Raw genomic sequence first — 18,191 nt, forward strand, 5'->3', positions numbered from 1 at the left:
CTCAGACCTCCCACCAGGTGGTGCTGTCCGCTTCCAGCACGGCCTTGGCGCCGGTCACTTCGGTGCTCCCGGCGGAGGAGAGCAGGACCGTGCCGGGTGCGATGACGGTGACGGGTTCGGCGGTGGTGTTCACCGTGCAGACGAACGAGCCCTCCGCACTGTCCCGACGGAAGGTCAGCGTGCCCTCGGGGCTGTCCAGCCAGGTCACCTCGGCGCCGGCGCCGAGCGCGGGCTGCGCCCGGCGGACGGCGAGCGCGGAGCGGTAGAGCTCCAGGGTGGAGTTCGGGTCGCCGGTCTGAGCCTCGACGCTCAACTGCGCCCACTCGGCGGGCTGCGGCAGCCAGCTGGGACCGCCCGGGGTGGGGCCGAAGCCGTACGGGGCCTCGGTGCCGGACCACGGGATCGGGACGCGGCAGCCGTCGCGGTAGCCGTCCTGACCGGCCTTGCGGAAGAAGGACGGGTCCTGGCGGACCTCGTCGGGCAGGTCGGTGACGTCCGGCAGGCCGAGCTCCTCACCCTGGTAGAGGTAGGCGGAGCCGGGCAGGGCGAGCATCAGCAGGGTGGCGGCGCGGGCGCGGCGCAGGCCCTGTTCGCGGTTGCCCGGGGTGCGGATCTGGGTGCCGCCGGGCAGGTTGCCGAAGCGGGTGGCGTGCCGGGTGACGTCGTGGTTGGAGAGCACCCAGGTGGTAGGGGCGTCGACCGGGCGCATCGAGTCCAGCGAGACGTCGATGACCTCGCGCAGTGCGGTGGCGTCCCAGTAGGCGCCCAGGTACTGGAAGTTGAACGCCTGGTGCAGCTCGTCGGCGCGGACGTAGTTGGCGGTGCGCTGGACGGTCGGGGTCCAGGCCTCGGCGACACCGATCCGCTCGCCCGGGTACTCGTCCAGGATCTTGCGCCAGGCACGGTAGATCTCGTGCACGCCGTCCTGGTCGAAGAACGGCATCACGTCGTTGCCGAGCAGCTGGAGCTGGTCGCCCGAGCCTATGTCGGGCAGTCCCGGGGCCTTGACCATGCCGTGGGCGACGTCGATCCGGAAGCCGTCCACGCCCATGTCCAGCCAGAAGCGCAGGATGGAGCGGAACTCGTCGGCGACGGCCGCGTTCTCCCAGTTGAAGTCGGGCTGCTCGGGGGCGAAGAGGTGCAGGTACCAGTCGCCCGGGGTGCTGTCGGGGTTCTCGGTCCTGGTCCAGGCGGGGCCGCCGAAGATGGACTCCCAGTCGTTGGGCGGGAGTTCGCCCGCCTCGCCCTTTCCGGGGCGGAAGTGGTAGCGGTCGCGCAGCGGGGACGCAGGTCCCTCGCGCAGGGCGCGCTGGAACCACTCGTGCTGGTCGGAGGAGTGGTTGGGGACAAGGTCCACGATGATCCGCAGGCCCAGCTGGTGGGCGTCGCGGATCAGGGCGTCGGCGTCCAGCAGGGTGCCGAACATCGGGTCCACGGCGCGGTAGTCGGCCACGTCGTAACCGGCGTCGGCCTGCGGGGAGGCGTAGAACGGAGAGAGCCAGACGGCGTCCACGCCGAGGTCGCGCAGGTACGGCAGGCGGCTGCGGATACCGGGCAGGTCGCCCATGCCGTCACCGTTGGAGTCGGCGAAACTGCGCGGGTACACCTGGTAGATGACCGCATCGCGCCACCAGCCTCTGGTCGCACTGGCGTTCGCGGCGATCGGCGCTGCGGCGGGCCGGGACGTGTCGGCCAGGTTCTGGGTCATCGGACAAGTCATCCTTTGAGGAAACGGTTGCTTCGGGGAACGGTTGCTGATCAGGACTTCGCGGCACCGGCGGTCAGACCGGTGACCAGGTGCTTCTGGACCAGGTAGAAGAACAGCGCGGCGGGCAGCGCGATCAGCACCGAGGTGGCGGCCATCAGGTGCCACTGCGCGTCGTGCTCGCTGATGTAGGTCTGCAGGCCCACCGCCAGCGTGTACTTGTCGGAGCTGAGCATGAAGGTCGAGGCGAACGGCACCTCGGCCCAGGCGGTGAGGAAGGAGTAGAACGCGGCGACCGCCAGTCCCGGCCGGGCCAGCGGCATGATCAGCCGCCAGAAGGTGCCGAACGGGGACAGCCCGTCCACCCGGCCGGCCTCGTCGATCTCCACCGGGATGGTGTCGAAGTAGCCCTTCATCAGCCAGGCGCAGTACGGGACGATGGTGCCCGAGTAGGTGAGGATCAGGCCGAGGTAGCTGTCCAGCAGGTCGAGGCTGGACAGGATGGTGTACATCGGCACGATCACCACGGCGATCGGGAACATCTGGGTGAGCAGCAGCGTCCACATCAGCTGGCGGTGGCCGGGGAAGCGCATCCGGGAGACCGCGTAGCCGGTGGTGGCGGCGACCAGGACGGCGAAGACCGTGGTGCCGATCGCGACCAGCATGGAGTTGCCGAACCAGGTGAGGAAGTCGGTGTGCTGCAGCACGAAGCCGTAGTTGCCGAGGCTCATCTTGCCGAGGATCTGGCCCGGGTGAAGGTAGTCGGTCTTGTCCGGGCCGAGCGAGATCCAGGCGATCCACAGCACCGGGAAGAGCGCGATCAGCGAGGCCACGGTGAGCAGTCCGTGGAGGAGCGCCGTGAGGGCCGGTCCGCGCTCGCCGCGCGCCCTCCTGCGCGGGGCGGCGGCCGGCTGGGCCTGCGGCACGGGGGTGGGGAGTTCGGTGGTGACGCTCATTCGCTGGCCTGCCTCGTCGTGGTCGGTGGGGTGACTGCGCCGGTCCGCGCCATCAGGCGTTCCCCTCGTTGCGGACCTGCCAGCGACGGTAGAAGCTGGTGAAGACGACCAGGATGGAGAGCAGCAGTACCCCGTAGGTGGCCGATTCGGCGTAGGCGCGCGGCTGTTGGCCGAAGCCGAGGCGGTAGGCCCAGGTGACCAGGATCTGGGCGTCCGGCGAGCCGTCGCCCAGCAGCAGGAAGATGATGGCGAACTGGTTGAAGGTCCAGATCACGCCGAGCAGGACGACGGTGCTGCTGACGGTGCGCAGCCCGGGCAGGGTGACGTAGCGGAAGCGCTGCCAGGCGGTGGCGCCGTCCATCTCGGCCGCCTCGTACAGCTCGGCCGGGATCGACTGCAGGCCGCCGAGCAGCGAGACCATCATGAACGGCACGCCGCACCAGGTGTTGACGATGACGGCGGCGGCCTTGGAGGCGAGCGGGTCGCTGAGCCAGGACGGCTGCGGCAGGTGCAGGAAGCCGAGAGCGGTGTTGACCACTCCGCTGTCGGAGAGCATCAGCCGCCAGGAGAAGACGGTGACGAAGGTGGGCACGGCCCAGGGCAGGATCAGCAGCATCCGGTATGTGGTGCGGCCGCGCAGCTTCTGGTTCATCAGCATGGCCAGGCCCAGGCCGATGGAGTAGTGCAGGCCGACGCAGAGGACCGTCCACAGGACCGTCCAGATCAGGTGCGACCAGAGCCGGTCGTACGAGCCCGGGCCCCAGAGCACGTCGGCGTAGTTGTGCAGGCCGACGAAGTCGAAGCTGTCGGGGATGTGGTTGACGCCGATCTGGCGGCCCACGTTCAGGCTGTTGGCGTTGGTGAGGGTCAGGTAGATGCCCCGCCCCAGCGGGTAGCCGACCAGTACGCCGAGCACGACGACCACCGGCGCGACCATCGCATAGGCGTACCAGTGCTTGCTGTACGAGAGCTTGAGGCGCTGGACGAGGCCGGGCCGCGGTTCACGGTCGCGGCTGCCCTGGCTGGGAGCGCCCTGCACGGCGACTGCCATCTATCGACACCTTCTCGGGAGGTCCGCCGCCTCGCTGCGGCGACTGCTGTGCATACACGGGAGGCCGCCCGGCCCGCCGGTGGGGCGACGGGCCGGGCGGCTGGGGACTTACTTGCCGAAGCCGGGGAGCAGCTTGGCGAAGTCGGTGGCGGCGCCGTCCAGGCCGGCCTGGGTGCCGGCCTGGTCCTGGGCGATCTTGACCAGATCGGTGTTGAGCGGGGTGAACAGCGAGCTGTACTCCGGCAGTTCGGGGCGCGGCTGGGCGACCGGGAGGACGGCCTGGAAGCCGGCGATGCCCGGGTTGCCCTTGACCTCGGCTGTGAAGGCGTCGGAGCGGGTCGGCAGGGTGGAGTTCTTCAGCGCGAGGAAGGTCTGGCTCTCGGCGGAGGTCAGGAAGGCGGCCAGCTTCTCGGCGGCGGCCTGGTGGGCCTTGTCCGAACCGGCGTAGACCGAGACGTTGTGGCCGCCGGTCGGGGCGCCGGCCTTGCCGGTGGAGCCGGCCGGGACGGGCGCGATGCCGAGGTTGTTCTTGTCGGCGAAGGCGGAGCCCTTGTAGATGTTGGTGATCTCCCAGGGACCCTGGATGATCATCGCCGCCTTGCCGTTGTTGAAGGCGTCCATCATGTGCGCGTAACTGTCCGTGGTCACGTCGGCCTTGACGGTGCCGGGCGAGGTGAACATCGACTTGTAGGTGTCGATGGCCTTGACGGCCTCGGGCGAGCCGATGGTGATCTTCTTGTTGGCGGCGTCCACCATGTTGGTGCCCTCGCCGTAGAGGAACGGCATCGCGAAGTAGCTGTCACCGGCCCGCATGAACAGGCCGTCCACGCCGGTCTTGTCCTTGAGCTGGGCGGCGTCGGCCTTCAGCTCGTCCCAGGTGGCGGGGGCCTTGGTGATGCCCGCCTTGGCGAACAGGTCCTTGTTGTAGAGCAGGCCGAGGGTGTCGGTGACCAGCGGCACGCCGTACAGCTTGCCCTCGTAGGTGGCCTGCTTGATCAGGCTGGGCTGGAACGCGGAGGTGTCCTTGGCGGCGTCGGTGCCGTCCAGCGGTGCCAGGAAGCCGGCCTTGGCGAAGGCGGCGGTCCAGCCGACCTCGGAGCGGAAGACGTCCGGGGCACCCTTGGCGCCCATCGCGGTCTGCAGCTTGTTCTGCGCCTGGTCGAAGGGCACGTTGACGAAGTTGACCTTGACGGTCGGGTTCGCGGCCTGGAACTTGTCGACCAGCGCCTGGTAGTTCGGCGCCTCGTTGGTGGCGTTCGAGGTGTCCCAGTAGGTGATGGTGACGGGGCCGTCGGCCTTGCCGTCCGAACCGGAGCCGCCGCTGCTGCTGCCGCAGGCTGCAGTCGAGACCGCGAGGGCCGCAACGAGGGCGGAGGCCGCGATGCCACGCCGCATGAGAACTCCTAGAAGGTGGGGGTGCCCGAGATGGTGAGGAACCGCGCATAATGGCTGTCCCGTGCCGACTGCGCCATTGCGGCCGTCGGGCTTGGGCAGGAACGTAACAGGCGCGCAATCGCCACGGAAAGGTCTTGCAGCAAGTTTCTGCAAGATCTTGCGATCGTTACGCGCGCGTGTCCTCCGCGTTGCCGCAAGGTAGTCGACTGACGCTGATTCGGCATCAATTGTCCGATTTACTTCGTACTGCCGTGACTGCAAGGCGCCACACAGGGAGCCGTCGGCACCACCGCACGCATTTAAAAGGATCTGCGGCCCGCTGCCCTTCATGCGGGCGGCGCGGGCCGAGCTGCTCCGGCGCGGCGTGCCCGCCCAGGCGATCAACTACGAGGTGTCCGGCCCCGACCTCTGGCTCGCCTCCGGAAACTGACCTGCCGTCAGTCCAGGTGTCCCGCCATCGAAATGCTGCAGATCCCGGGGCCCACGAAGGGGTGCAGGCGGAGCGTGCCGGGCTGACCGGCACGCTCCGCCATCGCGTCCAGCAGACCCTGGTGCACCGAGCACACCACCTCGGGGTGGCGCTCCGCGTTGTGCTGGAACGGACAACCGTGCAGCAGCACCTCGCCGCCGTCGGAGGCCTGCGAGCCCTTGGATCCGGCGCCGGTCCGGAGCTCCGGCTCGAAACCCCAGCGCTTTGCTGCGGCCAGCACCTGCCCGGTGAGCGAGCCGCCCGTCCCCTGCTCGGCGGCACCCCAGATCCGGCCGGCCTCCCCCGCGCGCACCGACCGCTCGTCCCGGCTCGCGCCGAAACCGAGCGCCAGCACCTCCACCAGCGTGCGGTAGGCGGCGAGTTGCTCACGGGCGGGCGCCGCCGCGTACAGCAGCCGGGGCCGGCCGCGTCCGCCGTTCGGCTCCTCCTGGCGCACCTCGACCAGCCCAGCCTCGACCAGCGCGGTCAGATGGTGGCGCACCGTGGTGAGGTGCTGCCCGACCAGCCCGGCCAGCTGCCGGTTGTCCAGCGGCTCGGCCGCGTCGGTCAGCGCCGCCAGCAGCACCCGCCGCGCGGGCACCGCAAGGGCCTTGTGCACACCGGGGTCCGAGCTCTCCATCCACCCAATACTACGGCGCCGACCGGCAGGGTCTCGGGGCACGGAACCCCTGGGCACCGAAGTCCGGGGCGCAGAAGCCCAGGGTCGCGGAGCCTCAGGCCACGCCGAGCCGCAGCACGGTCGTGGAGCGGAACTCCTCGCCGGGGCGCAGCCGAGTGGACGGGTACGAGGGCTGGTGGGGCGAGTCCGGGTGGTGCTGGGTCTCCAGCGCGACGCCCGCGTACGGCCCGTACGGGACGCCGCTCGCACCCGTGACCGCGCCGTGGAAGCTGTTGGCGGTGTAGACCTGGATGCCGGGTTCGCTGGTGAGCACCTCCAGGGTGCGCCCGCTGGCCGGGTCCTCCAGGAAGGCCGCGCGCGCCGGGCTGCCGTCGGCCGGGCGGGGCCTGAGCACCCAGTTGTGGTCGTATCCGCCCGCGCGCAGCTGCGGGTGCTCGTCGTGGATGCCCTTGCCGATCGGCCTGGGGGCGGTGAAGTCGAAGGGTGTACCGGCGACCGGCTCGTACGGCCCGTACGGGATCAGCCGCTCGTCGACGGGGGTGTACTCCTCGGCGTCCAGGGTGAGCAGGTGGCCGAGGATGTCGCCGCCGCCCTCGCCGGACAGGTTGAAGTAGGCGTGGTTGGTGAGGTTGACGACGGTCGGGCGGGTGGTGGTGGCCCGGTAGTCGATGGTGAGGGCGTCACCGCTCAGGGTGTAGGTGACCTGGACGTCGAGCGCGCCGGGGAAGCCCTGGTCGCCATCGGGACTGTGCAGACGGAGGCGGACTCCGCCGGGCGCCTCCTCGGCGGCCCAGATCCGGTGGGCGAAGCCGTCGGGGCCGCCGTGCAGGGTGACGCCGCCCCCGGTGGGGGCGAGCTGGTGCTCCTCGCCGTCGATGGTGATCCGGCTGTCGGCGATCCGGTTGGCGTAGCGGCCGACGACGGTGCCGTAGTGGCGGGCGGCACCGAGGATGGCGCCGAGCTCGTCGGTGCTGAGCAGGATCTGGGCGGTGGCACCGGTGCGGTCGGGGGCCGTCAGGGTGTGCAGGGTCGCGCCCAGGGTGAGCACGGTGGCCTCGATCCGGCCGTTGCGCAGCGTCCAGCGTTCGATCGCGGCCCCGGCGCCGCCGGAGGCGAAGTGCGCCCGGCTGACCTCGGTGTTCTCGGCCGACCCCGTCATGGCTCGCTCCTCCCTGCGACCGCCGGTGCGGCGACCACCCTGGTTCGAGATCTGTACGAATCCATCGGTACGAACAGCGCTGTGCGCATCCGGGCGATCCGCTCGCCGCTGCTGCCAGGGTAGCCCCGGCGGGTGCACGGACAGTGGCTGCGACCCTCCGTCGCTCCTCTGGGACACGAGACTCCGCCTCGCGCCCCAGAGGAGTTGTCCGCCGGCCGACCGGTCGTCAGCCTGTTTGCCCGGTCTCGTCCTCGGGCAGTCCGAGTGCCTTGGCGAGGCCCTCTGGTCCGCTGCCCGCCTTGCGGTGGACGGCGGCGAGCCGACGGTGCACCAGGCTGAGCGGGAGGTCGAGTTCCTCGGCGATCCGCTGCGGCGGGACGTTCTGGACGGCCAGCTTGGCGACCTCCCACTCGGGCTCGCTGAGGCCCTCCTTGCTCAGGGTGCGCAGGCGGTTGGGCCGGAGCACCGAGCCGGCCAGTTCGGTGCGGGCCCGGTCGACAAGCCCGTCCGCTCCGCAGGTCTGGGCCAGCTCCATGCCCTGGTACAGGTACTCGGCGGCATCGGTGAGCCGTCCGGTCCGCCGCAGCGCGGCACCCAGATCGACCAGCGCGTAGGCGAGTTCGTACCCGGCCGGGGACTGGGAGAGCCACCGGACGGCCTTCTCGAGCAGCTGGACGGCCCGCTGGCCGTCCCAGAGCGTGGCCTGGATCCGCAGCGCGGTGCCGATGGCGGAGGCCGAGCCGAAGTTCTCGGCCCGGGCGACGGCCTCTGCCGCGAGTTCGCGGGCCCGCTCGGGACGGTCCGGGAACAGCGCCAGCGCGAGGTGACCGACCCACGGTGCCCAGAGGGTGTTGTGCCAGCCGCGCGCGGTGAGCTGTTCGCCGACCTCCTCGAAGACGGCGGCCGCGGCGGCGTGCTCGCCCCTGGCCAGCAGCAGCTTGCCGTAGAGCGTGGGCGCGTCGGGCAGGACCATCGCGGTGGGGTGGTAGGGCGGCGCGAAGCGGTACTTCTGCGCCAGCTCCCACGCCTCGTCCGTCCGGCCGCGGGCGAGCAGGGTGTCGACGTACACACCGACGATGTCCCACTGGAGCGGGATGTCCGGCGCGATTCGCTCGGAGAGCTTCAGGCCCTGGCGGAGGTAGTCCTCGGCCTCGACCAGGAAGCCGCGCCGGAAGCGGGTCAGGCCCATCAGGAAGTAGCTGAAGCCCTTGTGGGCACCGCTCCATCCGGCGAGTTCGAAGCCCAGCACGGCCTCCGAGAAGAGCTTCTCGGCGCGGGCGAGCTGGTCGGTGTAGGTGTACGTCAGACCGATCAGTGCGGGCACTTCGAAGCCCCAGGTGGTGCTCGTCCAGCCGAGCTCCTTGGGGAGGCGGCCGTTCTCCAGGGCCTGGTCGGCCAGTTCGATCGCCTCGGCCACGGGCTTGCCGCGCAGGGTCAAGTCCCAGGCACGCATGGCGAGTACGGCCCGCTCCGCGGTGCTGCGTCCGGTCAGGCTGGCGGACAGCTCCTCCAGCCGCGTGGAGCGGGCCGGGCCGTCCTCCTCGTCGCGCTGGAAGGCGATCCACACGAAGTGTGCGGCGTGCAGGCGGAGTTTGCCGGGCCCGGGCTCGGTGCGCTCGGCCTCCTCCAGCAGGACGTTGGCGGCCTCGACCAGCTCGCCCGCATGGGCGAGCACCTCGGAGAGCCGGAAGGTGGCGTCCACTCGCAGTTCGGGGCTGAGGCCGGGCTCCAGCGAGAGGGCCAGCTTCAGCTGGTTGACGGTGGCGAGCGGGTCGGTGAGCAGGGCGGCACAGCCCGCCTCGTACAGCACCTCGGCGCGGTCGTCCTCGTCGGGCGGCTCACTCAGGGCGCGGGCCAGGCAGCGCTGGGCGGCCTCCGGTGCGCCGATCGCCAGGTGTTCGGCGGCGGCCGCGCGGAGCTTGCGGACCATCAGATCGTCGCCCTCGGGGTGGGTCTCCAGCAGGTGCCGGGAGGCCTCCAGCAGGGTTCCGCCGTTGTTCTCGATCACCATGGCGGCGATGCCGTGCATTCCGGTCCTGGTGCCGGTCGGCATGGACTGGTAGATGGAGGTGGCGATCAGCGGGTGGACGAACTCCAGGCGGCCGCTGGGCAGGCTGGTGAGGATCCGCTGCCTGCGCAGCCGGCGGACCGACTCGTCGGCCTCGGTCTGGCCCTGGGCGGAGATGCTGGCCGCGAGACTCTGCTTGATGTCGGAGCCGAGCAGGGCGGCCGCCCAGGCGAAGCGCAGGGTGCTCGGGCCGAGCTTCTCCAGCCAGTGCTGGAGAGTCATTCCCTTGGCGGCGGCGGCCAGGTCGCGCAGCTGCGGGCTGTTCTCCTCGACCGGGTCGAGGCACTGCTCACGGACCTCGCGCAGCAGGGCGGTGGTGTCGTACGGATTGCCCGCGGTGACGGCCCAGACCTGACGGCAGAAGGCGTCGTCGGCCGCATCGCCGAGTTCGGCGCGGACCAGTTCGGCGACGGACGCCGGGTTGAGCGGCCGCAGTTCGTGGCGGCGGGTGGCCTGGGACTGGATCTGCTGCCTGAAGTTCTGGGCATCCTCCTGGAACTCGTCCCGGTAGGCGAAGACCAGCAGCACCGGCAGGTGCCGGGTGCGGACGGCGAAGGACGCCAGCCAGGTGAGCGACTCCTGGTCGGCGAAGTGGAGGTCGTCCACCACCATCACCAACGGTGCCCGGCGGGGCGCGAGTTGGCTGAGCAGGTAGTCGAGGCCGTCTCGGACGCCCTGCGGGTCGAGGCGCTCCACCTCGTCGGAGGGCGGGATGAGACCGACGGCCGGACCGACGATGCCGTACCAGCCGCCGAAGACCTCGGCCAGCTCCTCCTTGGTGAGCGTGCCGAGCACCGGGAGCAGCAGCTGCCGCAGCACGTGGAAGGGTGCCTTCATCTGGCGCTCGCCGCCGCGGCCGGAGAGCACGGTGCAGGGCTCGTGCAGACTGGCCAGCCTGCGGATCTCGTCGAGGACGGAGGTCTTGCCGCCACCGGCCGGTGCGGAGAAGACCAGGACCTCGCCGATCTCGGTGCCGCCGGCCGCGAAGCGGCGGCAGAGCTTGTTCAGCGCCTGCTCGGCGGAGCGGAGTTCGGCCTCACGCTCGTGCAGCCCAAGGGCGATTGCCGTCGGCCCTGCCCCCGTCGCGCCGACTCCGTGCTCACCCTCGCCCGTCAGCTCGCTGTGCTGTTCGGCCACCGTCGCGCCTCCGCCTCACCGATTCGTGGTTCCGCTGCCGAGACTATCCCCGCCGCCGTTCGCGTGCGGGTCATTCTCGCAGGCCGCAGGACATCTCCAGGGTTCGAACGCAGCGGCAGGGGCAAATGCCCTGTTATCTCCAACATCTGATGATCAGATGGACTAATCTTCCGCCCGATACCGGCAGTTGATCTCTACCACGCAGGAGCCGGCAGGAACCTCAGAAGACCGCACCAATGATCCTCCAGCAGCGCCGGGAGTCCGATGTCCGACGACACCTCACTTGAGCTTCCGTTCCCGCACCGACGCAACCCCCATCAGAACCAAGCCGCCGAGCAGCACCGCAACTGGCTCCAACGTCACCGTGAACTCGCCGCCGTGGTCGACCCGTCCACCTACGCCCGCTGGGACATCGTCGAACTCGCCGCCCTGGTCTACCCCGAGAGCACAGCCGAGGACCTGGCACTGGCCGCCGACCTCATGGGCTTCTACTTCCTCTTCGACGACCAGTTCGACGGATCGCTCGGCCGCCGCCCCGACCAGGTGGCCATGCTCTGCGAGCGGCTCACCGCGATCACTTACGGCGCCCGCCCGGCCGGCACCTCCGTCGAGCGCGCCTTCGCCGACCTGTGGCGGCGCATCACCAAGGGCATGACGGCCCGCTGGAAGGCCAGGGCCGCCTACCACTGGGAGTGGTACTTCGCCTGCCACCCGGCCGAGGCCGCCGGTCGCAACGCGGGGCAACCGCCGGACCGGGACGGCTATCTGATGCTCCGACGCGGCACCGCCGCCATGGAGAGCATCTTCGACATGATCGAGCGCCTCGGCCGTTTCGAGGTGCCGCAGCACGTCCTGCACCACCCCCTGCTCCGCGAGCTGCGCCAACTGGCGGCCGACATACCCTCGTTCACCAACGACGTGCGCTCCTACGCACAGGAGGCACAGCGCGGCGACGTCGCCAACCTGGTGATGATCGTCCAACGCGACCGGAGCTGCTCCGCCGAGGAAGCCTGCGCGGTGGTCTGGGACGAGGCCCAGCGGATGGCCGATCGCTTCTTCGAGCTCCGCGAACAACTCCCCGACGCCTACCGGTGGATGGAGCTGGACCGGGCGCAGCAGCAGGTTGCCCAGCGGTACGCGGACGGCATGGCACTGTGGCTGGCGGGCTATCTGCGCTGGGAGTCGCGGACCGCCCGCTACCACCTCGACTGACCGGACAGGGCCCGGGCCACGCCGACAGCGGCTCCAGGCCGCAACTCGGCCGATCCACCCGCGAGTCCGAATATTTCCACAACCGGCGCACAGCCGCCATGCACGCCCGCGGAGTGACCGAGCGTGCACCATGGCGGGCCGCGCCGAGCGCGGCTAGGGTGCGGCGCGGGGAGCCGACTCCCCGCGCCGCGCACGTGTCACATCCTTTCGCCGGGCCCGCGTACAGGCCCGTGCCCAGTTCTGCCCGCACAGCTCTGCTCGCGCCGTCCCGCCTGAGCCGTTCGGCCTGGCCGGGGACGGCGCCCCGACGCAGCGAGGAGACACCACACCATGACCGTCTACCAACCCCCCGGCCGACCCGGCAGCGTCGTCAGCTACCACCCCCGCTACGAGCACTGGATCGGCGGCACCTGGACTCCGCCCGTACGCGGCCGGTACTTCGAGAACCCGACCCCGGTGACGGGCCTGCCATTCACCGAGATCGCCCGGGGCACCGCCGAGGACATCGAGGCCGCCCTCGACGCCGCGCACGCCGCCGCCCCCGCCTGGGGCCGCACCGCCCCGGCCGAGCGGGCCCGGCTGCTGCTGCGGATCGCCGACCGGATGGAACAGCACCTGGAGGAGCTGGCGGTCGCGGAGAGCTGGGAGAACGGCAAGCCCGTCCGCGAGACCCTGGCCGCCGACCTGCCCCTGGCCGTCGACCACCTGCGCTACTTCGCGGGCGCGCTGCGGGCCCAGGAGGGCGGCCTCTCCCAGATCGACGAGGACACCGTCGCCTACCACTTCCACGAGCCGCTGGGTGTGGTCGGCCAGATCATCCCGTGGAACTTCCCGCTGCTGATGGCGATCTGGAAGCTGGCCCCGGCGCTGGCGGCCGGCAACGCCGTGGTGCTCAAGCCCGCCGAGCAGACCCCGGCCTCGATCATGCTGCTGATGGAGCTGATCGCCGACCTGGTACCACCGGGCGTGATCAACGTGGTGAACGGCTTCGGCGTCGAGGCCGGCAAGCCGCTGGCCTCCAGTTCCCGGATCCGGAAGATCTCCTTCACCGGTGAGACCACCACCGGCCGCCTGATCATGCAGTACGCCAGTGCCAACCTGATCCCGGTCACCCTGGAGCTCGGCGGCAAGAGCCCCAACGTCTTCTTCGCCGATGTCGCCGACCGCCGGGACGACTTCTACGACAAGGCGCTCGAAGGCTTCGCCATGTTCGCCCTCAACCAGGGCGAGGTGTGCACCTGTCCGAGCCGGGCGCTGATCCAGTCCTCGATCTACGACGGCTTCCTCGGCGACGGCCTCGAGCGGGTCCGCGCGATGCGGCAGGGCAACCCGCTGGACACCGAAACCATGGTCGGCGCCCAGGCCAGCAACGACCAGCTGGAGAAGATCCTCTCGTACATCGACATCGGCCGGGCCGAGGGCGCCAAGGTGCTGGCGGGCGGCGAGCGGGTGGACCTCGGCGGCGAGCTGTCCGGCGGCTTCTACGTCGCCCCGACCGTCTTCGAGGGCGACAACAGCATGCGGATCTTCCAGGAGGAGATCTTCGGACCCGTCGTCGCCGTCACCCGCTTCGAGGACTTCGAGGACGGCGTCGGCCTGGCCAACGACACCCTCTACGGGCTCGGCGCGGGCGTCTGGAGCCGGGACGGCTCGACGGCGTACCGGGCGGGACGGGCCATCCAGTCCGGCCGGGTGTGGACCAACTGCTACCACCACTACCCGGCGCACGCCGCGTTCGGCGGCTACAAGAACTCCGGCATCGGCCGGGAGAACCACAAGGTGCTGCTCGAGCACTACCAGCAGACCAAGAACCTGCTGGTCAACTACAGCCCGAAGGCCCAGGGGTTCTTCTAGGATGCGCCCCTCCCAGGTGGCAGTCACCTCGCAGGCCGCCGAGCTGCTGCGGCAGCTCGGCGGCGAGCACGGGCCGCTGATGTTCCATCAGTCCGGCGGCTGCTGCGACGGCTCGGCGCCGATGTGCTACCCCGCCGGGGAGCTGCACGTCTCCCAGGAGACCGACCGGCTGCTCGGCGAACTGGTGGTGGAGGGGATGGACCCGATCCCGGTCTGGATGGCCAAGGACCAGTACGCGTACTGGTCCCACACCCACCTCACCATCGACGTGGTGCCCGGCCGGGGCAGCGGCTTCTCCCTGGAATCCCCCACCGGCCTGCGCTTTCTGACCCGCTCCCGCCTGCTGACCGACGAGGAGGCCGAGGCTCTGACCCCCTGAGCACCCGCCGACCACCCACCGCGGTCGATCGAGCGCCCGAGATCCGCCGGATCGGGCGCTGCGGTCGGTCCGCCGGGCGGCCCACAGGCATGGCGTCCTCACTTCCCGGCCGCGGCACGGGCCTCGGCGGCGCGCACGGCCTCCTCGATGTTCTCCGGCGGAATCCGCACGCCCGAGGCGATCCGTCCGCCGACCCTGCGCAGCGCCTCGGCGGCGGCCTTCGCCCAGACATGCTCGATCAGCACCAACAGCGCCACCGTGCCGGGCTCCAGCAGTTCGGCAGCCTCCTGGGCGTCCTCGGGGCCGATCAGCGGAAGCTCGTCGCCGCCGCCCCCGACGACGCACTTGAGGTGCTCGAAGTCGGCGAGTTCCCCGTAGGTGGCCTCGCCGTCCAGGTGCCTGGTGACGACCAGTGAGTCGACCACCCGGATGTCACCACCGGTGCGCAGCTCGGACAGTGCCGACGCCGCCTCGGCGGTGATGGTCTCCTGAGGGAACGTCAGGACGAGCAGTTCGGCCGGCCCCATCCACGGCCCCCTTCCGATCGCGATTGCCCCATATCGGATCAAAGCACACCAATACCTTGATTCTTCGCAAACATGGGCATGCCCGACACCCACGACGGTGAGTGCGCGGAACATCACAGTGTGCGACAGTTCTGCCGTTCGGTCCCCTAGCCCGAGGAGTCGTCAGATGACCATCTCCACCGCCAAACTGTCCGACCCGACCGTCCGCGCCGCCGTCAGCGCCATCAACAGCAACGACCGGCAGGCGTTCCTCGACCTGCTCACCGAGGACGCGACGATGTCCGACGACGGTTCGGACCGCGATCTGCGCCAGTGGATCGACCACGAGATCTTCTCCACCCGCGGCCATATGGACGTTCAGTCCGAGTCGGACGGCGGACGCGCGCTGCTGGCCAACTTCAGCAACGAGACCTGGGGAGAGATGCGTACCGCCTGGAAGTTCACCGTCGACCACGGGAAGATCAGCCGCTTCGAGACCGGCCAGGCCTGATCCTCGGAGCCGTCTCCCGGCCACCGGAACAATCCGGTCTCCTCCGGACGTTGAGCGCCAACACCGGATCACCTGATCGACGCGTTCCCGACGAGGAGACCACCGTGCCGCTGACCGACATGTCCTACCAGGACCTGGTGACGTACCGTCCGGCCCTGACCGAGCCCGCCGACTTCGACGCCTTCTGGGAGCGGACGCTGGCCGAGGCCCGCGCCGCCGGCGGCGAGGTTCGGCTGACGCCCGTCACCGACACCCTGCTCACCACGGTGGACGTCCACGATGTGCGTTTCCCCGGCTGGCGCGGCGAGCCGGTGGCGGGCTGGCTGCTCACCCCGCGCGGGGCCACCGGACCGCTGCCGACCGTGATCGAGTACCTCGGCTACAGCCGGGGCCGCGATATCCCGACCGAGTGGCTGGTCTACCCCTCGGCCGGTTTCGCGTACTTGGTGATGGACACCCGGGGCCAGGGCCACGACACCCCCGACCAGCACGAGGGCTCGGCCTCGCAGTGGTACGGCGGGTTCATGACCAAGGGCATCGACGCACCCGAGAACTACTACTACCGCCGGCTGTTCACCGATGCCGTCCGGGCCGTGGACGCGGTGCGCGGCCTCGACATCGTGGACGCCGACCGGGTGGTGGTCGCCGGGAACAGCCAGGGCGGCGGCCTCGCGCTGGCCACCGCCGCGCTCGCGGACGGCCTGGTGGCCGGCGCCATCGTCAATGTGCCGTTCCTTCAGCACTTCCGGCGCTCCGTGGAGATCTCCCCGCTCGGGCCCTACCCCGAGATCGCCAGCTACCTGCGGACGCACAGCCGCGACAAGGTCGAGCAGACCTTCCGCACCCTCTCCTACTTCGACGGCGTCCACCTGGCCGGACGGGCGAGCGCCCCGGCCCTGTTCAGCGTCGGCCTGATGGACCCGGTCTGCCCGCCCTCCACCGTCTTCGCCTCCTACAACCGCTACGGCGGCCAGAAGGACATCGAGGTCTGGGAGTTCGCCGACCACGCCGGCGGCGGAAGCACCCAGGTCCGCCGTCAGCTGGAGTGGCTGCGCGAGCGGGGCCTCGGCCCCAAGTCCTGAGTGCCCGGCCCCGTTACCGGTCGGTCCGGGTCAGATGCGGTCGGCCAGGCACCGGCGGACCGCCGCGATCAGGGTCCGTGAGCGGATGTCGCCCGTGACGCCCGGCTGCATGCCGTTGGTGACATAGCCGAAGCCGATCCCGAGTTCGGGGTCGGCGAAGCCGAGCGAGCCACCGCGGCCCGGGTGGCCGAAGGCTGCCGGGGAGGACATCGGCGAGCTGGGGCCGTGCCGGAAGAAGCCCAGGCCGAAGGTGGTGTTGACGATCAGCACCCGGTCCGGGCCGCTGACGGCCGGCCCCATCGCCTCGTCCAGCAGCTCCAGGCCGAGCAGCGGCGGCAGCAGCTCGCCCGGCGTACCGCCGTGCCGGTCCGCCGCACCGATCAGCGCCGCGTAGAAGCGGGCCACCGAACGCGCGGTGCCGATGCCGCCCGCACCGGGGATCTCGACCGCCTGCACCGCCGGGTCGTTGAGGTCCACGGCCGGGCGCACCGAGGCGAAGGCGCGGGCGGTGAGCGAGTGCCGGTCCCGGTAGGCGTCCACCACGGCCTGCTTGGGCCGCACCCTCAGACCGGACGGGCCGCTGTGTGCCGCTTCGGGCGCGGGCAGGTCCACCAGTCGCCCGACCCGGGGAACGACACCCGTCGGGAGTCCGATCCACAGGTCGAGGCCGAGCGGGCGCGCGATCTCCTCGGCGAAGTACTGGCCGATCGAGCGCCCGCTCGCCCGCCGCACCACCTCGCCGACCAGCCAGCCGAAGGTGTACGGGTGGTAACCGTGCGCGGTGCCGGGTTCCCAGGCGGGGGTCTGGGCGGCGACGGCGGCCACGGCGGGCTCCCAGGCGATCACGTCCTCGACCCGCAGCGGAACGTCTAGGGCGGGCAGCCCGGCCTGGTGCGAGAGCAGCCAGCGGACCGGCACCCGCTCCTTGCCCTCGGCCTTGAACTCCGGCCAGTACGAGGCGACCGGCGCGTCCAGGTCGAGCCGCCCCTGCTGGACCAGGTGCAGCGCCGTGGCCGCCGTGAGCCCCTTGGTGACCGAGCGCAGCACCTGTACGGTGTCCGCCGTCCACTCCACGGCCGGGGCAGGCCGCCCGCCGACCTCGGGCCGGGCGTCGCCGCCCCACAGATCGACCACCTTGCGGCCGTCCAGGTAGAGCGCGAAGGCCGCGCCCAGTTCGCCGTAGTCACGGAAGTTCTGCGCGAACGCCTCACGGACCGGCTCGAAGCCCTGCGCCGCCTCGCCCCAGATCTCGACCACCGCGCGCCACCTTCTTGCTCGTGCGTCCACATTCCTCAGAACATTCCTCAGACCTTTCGAACGATAGTCGGACCACCGCGGGGACGCCGAGCCGGTGTCAGGTGCGCTCCCGCCGCCGCGCGGCCTCTCCGTCCGCCACCCGGGGCGCGGTGCGGTGCATGGTCACCCTCCGCGGACGATTCCACCAGTCGGCGCCTAGCGTGTACCCCATGACGAACCCCGCCGAAGAGCTGCTGGACGTGGTGGACGCGCAGGACCGCGTCATCGGAACGGCCACCCGTGGGGAGGTGTACCGGGACGGGCTGACGCACCGTTGCGTCTTCGTCCTGGTCCGCGACCCCCAGGGGCGGATCTTCACCCACCGCAGGACCGACACCAAACTCTTCGCCCCCGGCGCCTACGACTGCTTCGTCGGCGGCGTGGTCGGCTCCGGCGAGAACTACGCCGACGCGGCCCGACGGGAGGCGGAGGAGGAGCTGGGCGTGCACGGTGTCGAGCCCGCCCCGCTGTTCAAGTTCCTCTTCGAGGAGATCGTCGAGGGCCGGAAGTACTCCTGGTGGTGCGATCTGTACGAAGCCCGGTGGGACGGCCCCGTCTCCCCGCAGGTGGAGGAGGTCGCCTGGCACGGCTGGCTGAGCGAGGAGGAGCTCGGACAGCGGCTCGCCGAGGGCGACTGGGACTTCGTACCGGACGGGCGGGAGGCGTACCGGCGCTACCTGGCCCGCCGGTCGGGCTAAGCCCGACCGGCGGGCCAGGTAGCACGGGTGAAGGAGCGGCGCTGGGGTGCGCGCATCGCAAGGCGGAGGAGGG

15 protein-coding genes are annotated in these 18,191 nt (G+C 70.7%); 6 read left to right on the plus strand and 9 right to left on the minus strand.

Annotation, left to right across the window (positions count from 1 at the left end; translation table 11 throughout):
* Position 1 precedes the first annotated feature (1 nt).
* The 7 genes from P3T39_RS07925 to P3T39_RS07955 form a co-directional block, all read right to left on the minus strand.
* A complete protein-coding gene (locus P3T39_RS07925) occupies positions 2 to 1,708 on the minus strand; it encodes a glycoside hydrolase family 13 protein (RefSeq protein ID WP_280696651.1) in 1,707 nt (568 codons plus the stop codon).
* A 50-nt stretch (positions 1,709 to 1,758) separates the two neighbouring features.
* Positions 1,759 to 2,661 carry a carbohydrate ABC transporter permease gene (locus P3T39_RS07930; protein ID WP_280696652.1) on the minus strand — a complete coding sequence of 301 codons (903 nt, stop codon included), beginning with the start codon at positions 2,659 to 2,661 and terminating at the stop codon, positions 1,759 to 1,761.
* A gap of 52 nt (positions 2,662 to 2,713) precedes the next feature.
* The gene (locus P3T39_RS07935) at positions 2,714 to 3,712 is read right to left on the minus strand and encodes a sugar ABC transporter permease (RefSeq protein WP_280696653.1); all 999 of its coding nucleotides are present in this window, start codon (positions 3,710 to 3,712) and stop codon (positions 2,714 to 2,716) included.
* Positions 3,713 to 3,820: 108 nt separating this feature from the next.
* Entirely contained in the window at positions 3,821 to 5,107 is a 1,287-nt protein-coding gene (locus tag P3T39_RS07940) for an extracellular solute-binding protein (protein WP_280696654.1), read from the minus strand.
* A 437-nt stretch (positions 5,108 to 5,544) separates the two neighbouring features.
* Positions 5,545 to 6,216 (minus strand): helix-turn-helix domain-containing protein, encoded by a 672-nt coding sequence (locus P3T39_RS07945; protein ID WP_280696655.1) that lies wholly within the window; start codon positions 6,214 to 6,216, stop codon positions 5,545 to 5,547.
* A gap of 94 nt (positions 6,217 to 6,310) precedes the next feature.
* Positions 6,311 to 7,375 carry an aldose epimerase family protein gene (locus P3T39_RS07950; RefSeq protein WP_280696656.1) on the minus strand — a complete coding sequence of 355 codons (1,065 nt, stop codon included), beginning with the start codon at positions 7,373 to 7,375 and terminating at the stop codon, positions 6,311 to 6,313.
* 226 nt (positions 7,376 to 7,601) lie between these two features.
* Positions 7,602 to 10,580: an AAA family ATPase gene (locus P3T39_RS07955; RefSeq protein WP_280696657.1), complete on the minus strand. Its 2,979-nt coding sequence runs from the start codon at positions 10,578 to 10,580 to the stop codon at positions 7,602 to 7,604.
* A 264-nt stretch (positions 10,581 to 10,844) separates the two neighbouring features.
* Between P3T39_RS07955 and P3T39_RS07960 the strand changes: the two genes are divergently transcribed.
* The 3 genes from P3T39_RS07960 (at position 10,845) to P3T39_RS07970 (ending at position 14,025) form a co-directional block, all read left to right on the plus strand.
* Positions 10,845 to 11,792 carry a hypothetical protein gene (locus P3T39_RS07960; protein ID WP_280696658.1) on the plus strand — a complete coding sequence of 316 codons (948 nt, stop codon included), beginning with the start codon at positions 10,845 to 10,847 and terminating at the stop codon, positions 11,790 to 11,792.
* A gap of 330 nt (positions 11,793 to 12,122) precedes the next feature.
* On the plus strand, positions 12,123 to 13,646 hold the full coding sequence (locus tag P3T39_RS07965) for an aldehyde dehydrogenase family protein (protein WP_280696659.1): 1,524 nt from the start codon (positions 12,123 to 12,125) through the stop codon (positions 13,644 to 13,646).
* Between the two features lies 1 nt (position 13,647).
* Complete coding sequence (locus P3T39_RS07970) at positions 13,648 to 14,025, plus strand: DUF779 domain-containing protein (protein WP_280696660.1); 378 nt, start codon at positions 13,648 to 13,650, stop codon at positions 14,023 to 14,025.
* Between the two features lie 98 nt (positions 14,026 to 14,123).
* On the opposite strand, the gene P3T39_RS07975 is transcribed toward P3T39_RS07970, so the two are convergent.
* Positions 14,124 to 14,552 carry a DUF6325 family protein gene (locus P3T39_RS07975; RefSeq protein ID WP_280696661.1) on the minus strand — a complete coding sequence of 143 codons (429 nt, stop codon included), beginning with the start codon at positions 14,550 to 14,552 and terminating at the stop codon, positions 14,124 to 14,126.
* A 166-nt stretch (positions 14,553 to 14,718) separates the two neighbouring features.
* Here P3T39_RS07975 and P3T39_RS07980 point away from each other — a divergent pair, with 166 nt between their 5' ends.
* Positions 14,719 to 15,042, plus strand: a complete 324-nt coding sequence (locus tag P3T39_RS07980; protein ID WP_280696662.1) for a nuclear transport factor 2 family protein — start codon at positions 14,719 to 14,721, stop codon at positions 15,040 to 15,042.
* 50 nt (positions 15,043 to 15,092) lie between these two features.
* Positions 15,093 to 16,124, plus strand: coding sequence for an alpha/beta fold hydrolase (locus P3T39_RS07985; RefSeq protein ID WP_348534316.1), 1,032 nt, complete (start codon positions 15,093 to 15,095; stop codon positions 16,122 to 16,124).
* 30 nt (positions 16,125 to 16,154) lie between these two features.
* Here P3T39_RS07985 and P3T39_RS07990 read toward each other — a convergent pair whose 3' ends face one another.
* Positions 16,155 to 17,381: a serine hydrolase domain-containing protein gene (locus P3T39_RS07990; RefSeq protein WP_280696663.1), complete on the minus strand. Its 1,227-nt coding sequence runs from the start codon at positions 17,379 to 17,381 to the stop codon at positions 16,155 to 16,157.
* 209 nt (positions 17,382 to 17,590) lie between these two features.
* On the opposite strand from P3T39_RS07990, the gene P3T39_RS07995 reads away from it, so the two are divergent.
* Entirely contained in the window at positions 17,591 to 18,118 is a 528-nt protein-coding gene (locus tag P3T39_RS07995; protein WP_280696664.1) for an NUDIX domain-containing protein, read from the plus strand.
* The last annotated feature ends 73 nt before the right edge of the window (positions 18,119 to 18,191 follow it).

Origin of the sequence: Kitasatospora sp. GP82, assembly GCF_029892105.1 — a bacterium.
Lineage (GTDB): Bacteria > Actinomycetota > Actinomycetes > Streptomycetales > Streptomycetaceae > Kitasatospora.

What these genes read in the sequence shown, in the direction of transcription:
- P3T39_RS07925 (WP_280696651.1), bottom strand. Translation starts at nt 1,708, where the DNA reads ATGACCCAGAACCTGGCCGACACGTCCCGGCCCGCCGCAGCGCCGATC.
- P3T39_RS07930 (WP_280696652.1), bottom strand. Translation starts at nt 2,661, where the DNA reads ATGAGCGTCACCACCGAACTCCCCACCCCCGTGCCGCAGGCCCAGCCG.
- P3T39_RS07935 (WP_280696653.1), bottom strand. Translation starts at nt 3,712, where the DNA reads ATGGCAGTCGCCGTGCAGGGCGCTCCCAGCCAGGGCAGCCGCGACCGT.
- P3T39_RS07940 (WP_280696654.1), bottom strand. Translation starts at nt 5,107, where the DNA reads ATGCGGCGTGGCATCGCGGCCTCCGCCCTCGTTGCGGCCCTCGCGGTC.
- P3T39_RS07945 (WP_280696655.1), bottom strand. Translation starts at nt 6,216, where the DNA reads ATGGAGAGCTCGGACCCCGGTGTGCACAAGGCCCTTGCGGTGCCCGCG.
- P3T39_RS07950 (WP_280696656.1), bottom strand. Translation starts at nt 7,375, where the DNA reads ATGACGGGGTCGGCCGAGAACACCGAGGTCAGCCGGGCGCACTTCGCC.
- P3T39_RS07960 (WP_280696658.1), top strand. Translation starts at nt 10,845, where the DNA reads ATGTCCGACGACACCTCACTTGAGCTTCCGTTCCCGCACCGACGCAAC.
- P3T39_RS07965 (WP_280696659.1), top strand. Translation starts at nt 12,123, where the DNA reads ATGACCGTCTACCAACCCCCCGGCCGACCCGGCAGCGTCGTCAGCTAC.
- P3T39_RS07970 (WP_280696660.1), top strand. Translation starts at nt 13,648, where the DNA reads ATGCGCCCCTCCCAGGTGGCAGTCACCTCGCAGGCCGCCGAGCTGCTG.
- P3T39_RS07975 (WP_280696661.1), bottom strand. Translation starts at nt 14,552, where the DNA reads ATGGGGCCGGCCGAACTGCTCGTCCTGACGTTCCCTCAGGAGACCATC.
- P3T39_RS07980 (WP_280696662.1), top strand. Translation starts at nt 14,719, where the DNA reads ATGACCATCTCCACCGCCAAACTGTCCGACCCGACCGTCCGCGCCGCC.
- P3T39_RS07995 (WP_280696664.1), top strand. Translation starts at nt 17,591, where the DNA reads ATGACGAACCCCGCCGAAGAGCTGCTGGACGTGGTGGACGCGCAGGAC.